The sequence below is a fragment of the Marinospirillum sp. genome, from assembly GCF_014859565.1.
In genome coordinates this window covers 1-4,094 of the sequence record NZ_JACUUA010000262.1, presented here as the reverse complement: position 1 = coordinate 4,094, position 4,094 = coordinate 1, and the positions used below count along the sequence as shown (strand labels likewise).

Here is a 4,094-nt window from a genome sequence, read left to right as displayed (position 1 = left end):
CCTGATGCATGCGATAATCGCGCACATCCCGAACACCGCAGAGAATAATGGATTGCGGAAAAAAATCCGGGCGCTGGGCATAACCGGCACGAATCTGGCGCAGCAGGGAAATCAGGGTATCACCCACCAAAGCATCCACTTCATCCAGTAACAGTACCGTGGGTTTATCAGAGATTTCCGCCCAGTGTGTTAATACACGAGTCAGTAAGTGCTGAGGCTCAGTTTCGGGTTTAGCTCTTCGATACCACTCTGCCAAAGCAGGGATTTTTGCATAACGGGCGATGGCATCGACCATTGCATCACACGCCGCCGGAATACCCTGGGTTTCATCCCCCCGGGCTGCCTGAGCCCCTTCGATATTGGCATAGGCACAGGCATAACGCCCCGAAGCATTTAGCTCCTTCATGATCGCCAACAGGGTGCTGGTCTTTCCCGTCTGGCGCGGGGCATGAAGCACAAAATAGCGCTTACTGGCAATTAAGTGCTGAATCTCCTCCCAGTCCAACCGATGCAGCAAATCAATATAGTAATGATCCGCAGTAATGGTGGGTCCAGCGGTATTAAAAAACTTATCCATACTCACCTACTGTGGGAGCGCAGTCCCCTGCGCGATGGTCTACGCTTTATCATCTTTCGAATAGTACCTTTGCCAACTGCTCGGCCAACTGCCCATACTCATACTGTTCCATTGCAGCCTTGCGACCATTTTCCCCCATGACCTGCCTTTCCTCTACAGGCAACTGGTAAAGTTTTAATATCGCAGCAGCCAGTTGTTGAGGATCTTGAGCTGGCACTTGCAGACCTGCCTTGGCTTCTTCAATCGGTTTATACTCTCCTGAATCAATACCATAAACAATCGGCTTTCCTGAATATAGATAATCAAAAAGCTTGTTGGGTGATACACCAAATCGGAAAAGCGGATCTTTTTTTAAACCGATGTAACAAGCATTAAACTCGCTTAACATGGCTTGAATTTCAACTTTAGGGATAGGATCAATAAAAAATACATTATCCAGTTGTTTTTCAGTAACTAAAGCCTGAAGGGCCGCTTTCTCTTTTCCACCCCCGACCAGTACAAATGCAATGTCAGGGTAATGCTGTAATCGTTCTGCAGCCTCAATCAAGGCATCCAGTGCGTTAGCAACGCCAAGAGTGCCTGTATACCCCACAATAAACTTGTTTTCGGGTAATTGACTAGCAGCAGCGCTATTCAGCGGCACCTTCTGATTGACCTCATCCAAGGAAAAACCATTTGGAATCCAGGTAAACTTTTCACGCTGCATGCCCCGGCTGACCATGTGTTCAACCGAGTTTTTTAGGTTGGAAACCACTGCGTCAGCGTCTTGATAAGCTTTGTCTTCCACCCACTGCATGATGCGAATGAAAGGGTGCCTTGGTGAATAACCACCAATTTCAGTTAGCGTGAGTGGCCAGATGTCGCGTACTTCAAAGATCAGACGGGATTTGAATTTTTTAGCCAGCCGCTGGGCACCCAGGAAAGCAATGGGTGAAGGTGAGGAGGCCAGGATGGTGTCCGGCTTATCCGGCAGTAACCGAGCCAGTTTTTGAATTCTCCAGGGAAACAGGAACCAGTTCAGCGCCCTCTGTTTACTGTGGGCTTCAATATAATCCGGCATTTTCACCCAAACCAGGGTAAAACCTTCAGCAGCTTCCAGTTTAAAACGACCTTCAAACTGAGGTTTTTCACGAAGAAGGTGATGATTTGCAGAAGCAATCAGATAGACTTGAAAGCCCTTCTTTGCTAACTCCCGACCCAGGTAATAGTGCCTACCGCCAATACCCGTTTCAGGTGTTGATGCATACTGGTGAATAATCCAAACAACTTTACTCATGCGCCCGCCTTAACCAACACATTCACAATCCTCTCTGCAGCCTTGCCCCCGCCATACAGATTATGAGTATCCTTCACTTTACGGCCAACATTACGAGTAGCCGCTTCAACAATTCTGGCTTGATCCGCCCCCACCAGCTCATTGGCACCCGCTTCTATCAGTTCGACCCATTCCGTCTGATCTCGCATCGTTACACAGGCCTTGCCAAAGAAGAAGGCTTCTTTTTGCACACCACCGCTATCTGTCAGCACTAACTGGCAGTGATTCAGTAGCCAAACCATTTCGAAATAACCGACCGGATCAATCAGGTGGACATTAAGTTCTAGACCCTGCTTGGCAATCAGTTTTCGTGTTCGTGGGTGCAGTGGCAGCACCACAGGCGCTAAGCTGGCGTTGATTTCATTCAAGGCCGCTACAATTGCCGCAAGGCGCTCAGGGTTATCAGTATTTTCAGCACGATGCAGGGTAGCCAGTATAAAACCCTCGGGCCAATCACCCGAAGGGGCAACCGCTTGCTTGGCAAACAGAAGTGCTGAATCTTGCATCACATCCCCCACCTGCAACACCTGTACAGGCTTGTTGGCAAAGCCTTCGTTATTGAGGTTCTGAACGGCGGTGTCTGTGGGGCAAAAAAGTAAATCGCTGATCTGGTCGGTCAGAATTCGGTTGATCTCTTCGGGCATTTGCATATTAAAGCTGCGCAGTCCCGCCTCCACGTGGGCCACTGGGATATGTAATTTGGCTGCCGCCAAAGCACCGGCCAGGGTGGAGTTGGTATCACCGTAGACGAGCACACGATCCGGTTTGTGCTCAAGAAGAGCTTGTTCGATTTCTACCAACATACGCCCAGTCATTTGGCCGTGACTGCCACTATGAATATCCAGTTGAATATCGGGTTTGGGAATACCTAACTGATTAAAGAAGATATCCGACATATTGGCATCAAAATGCTGCCCAGTATGCAGCATAATTTCTTCAATGCCCTCTGTTTGAGCGATAGCGCGAGACACCACGCTGGCTTTAATAAATTGTGGGCGTGCGCCGATAATGGTTAGAATTTTCATTACATTAATTCTTGAGTGGGAGTGAGTTTTGCATCAGCTCTGCAATTTCGTATAACTCGTTAAAATTAAATCTTTCAGAACGATGATGCAGCCAATAACGACCATGAGCAAGCCAGTGTCTGAACTTTATTGCCTTGCTCAAAGGCTGGAATAAGGGGCGGGTTTCAGGATAAATAGTTTGCCATGCCTTCAGGATATGCTCTTCCAACGAAATTCGTCGCTGAATACTTTTTTTCAGCTCCCTGAACTCACGACTTAAAGGGTCTTTCAGTTTATTTTGAACACGGCAATGGAAATCAAGCTGAAGAATTGCCTCAATACTGCCCAGCAGCGCAAGGCCAGACTGATAATCCAGCTCTTGTTGACGCTCAATCAAAAAGCCTTGAGCTTCTTCAGGTGTCATGCCCAAAAAACGATTTCTGCTATTTTTATGGTTTACCAGCAACCGCAAACCATCACGGGCATCCTGCCAATACTCATAAACACCCACAAAGCTTTGCTCATCACCCGATCGCAAAAAGCCTTTAGCCATTGGCCACTTCCATAACGGCTTCCAAGAAGGTGTCCTTAGTCATCGCCACCAAGCGAATATTAGGCGGTGGTGTAGCTAGCTTCCAGACTCGTTTTTCAGGCTTATCTTCAGGTGTAACCAACGGTTCATCAATATCTTCTCTGATTTGTACCGTGATTTTTGGGCGCTCAGAGGATTCAGGCACCAACACCCATTTAACTTTGCCTTCAGGGCCTTCCATATCGATACGCCCACTGGCACCGATCAAGTTCGTACCGACCGGTTTAATTAACACACGGCCTGCAGGTAATTTCAGTGTCAAAGAAGGCACCTCGTAGGTACCCAGGAACTCCTCTGAAAGGGTTACTGTTCCATTTTTTATGTGAATATCATCCGAAAACTCTGATAAATATGCCTTCACTTGGTCAATAAAAGATTCGACTGCAGCCTGCCAGGTTGCAAGCTTTCCAGCCCAGTCAATTTCATTTTCTGCTGGCGCTTGCTGTTTCTGATTTTGCAAAAATTCACGAAACGCATTAGGGCTCATAAAACACCTCTATATTTTTGAAGCCGATTTACAGCCGTCAGAATTATTTTCACAGGGCTGCTTTACCTACCCTCCACCAGCCCCAGCTGACGGTTCACGTCATAACGCGACTTGGCCGA

5 protein-coding genes are annotated in these 4,094 nt (G+C 47.7%); all 5 read right to left on the bottom strand.

Annotated features, from left to right (window positions below; all coding sequences use genetic code 11):
- Window positions 1–577, bottom strand: a 577-nt coding sequence (locus tag IBX50_RS17905) for an AAA family ATPase (protein WP_292257707.1), incomplete at its 3' end; no start/stop codon positions are given.
- A 49-nt stretch (window positions 578–626) separates the two neighbouring features.
- Entirely contained in the window at window positions 627–1,853 is a 1,227-nt protein-coding gene (locus tag IBX50_RS17900; protein ID WP_292257705.1) for a glycosyltransferase family 4 protein, read from the bottom strand.
- Entirely contained in the window at window positions 1,850–2,917 is a 1,068-nt protein-coding gene (gene wecB / locus IBX50_RS17895) for a non-hydrolyzing UDP-N-acetylglucosamine 2-epimerase (protein ID WP_292257702.1), read from the bottom strand. Before wecB ends, IBX50_RS17900 begins: the two co-directional genes overlap by 4 nt.
- A gap of 4 nt (window positions 2,918–2,921) precedes the next feature.
- Window positions 2,922–3,449 carry a hypothetical protein gene (locus IBX50_RS17890; protein WP_292257700.1) on the bottom strand — a complete coding sequence of 176 codons (528 nt, stop codon included), beginning with the start codon at window positions 3,447–3,449 and terminating at the stop codon, window positions 2,922–2,924.
- A complete protein-coding gene (locus IBX50_RS17885) occupies window positions 3,442–3,975 on the bottom strand; it encodes a hypothetical protein (protein ID WP_292257698.1) in 534 nt (177 codons plus the stop codon). Before IBX50_RS17885 ends, IBX50_RS17890 begins: the two co-directional genes overlap by 8 nt.
- Window positions 3,976–4,094 lie beyond the last annotated feature (119 nt).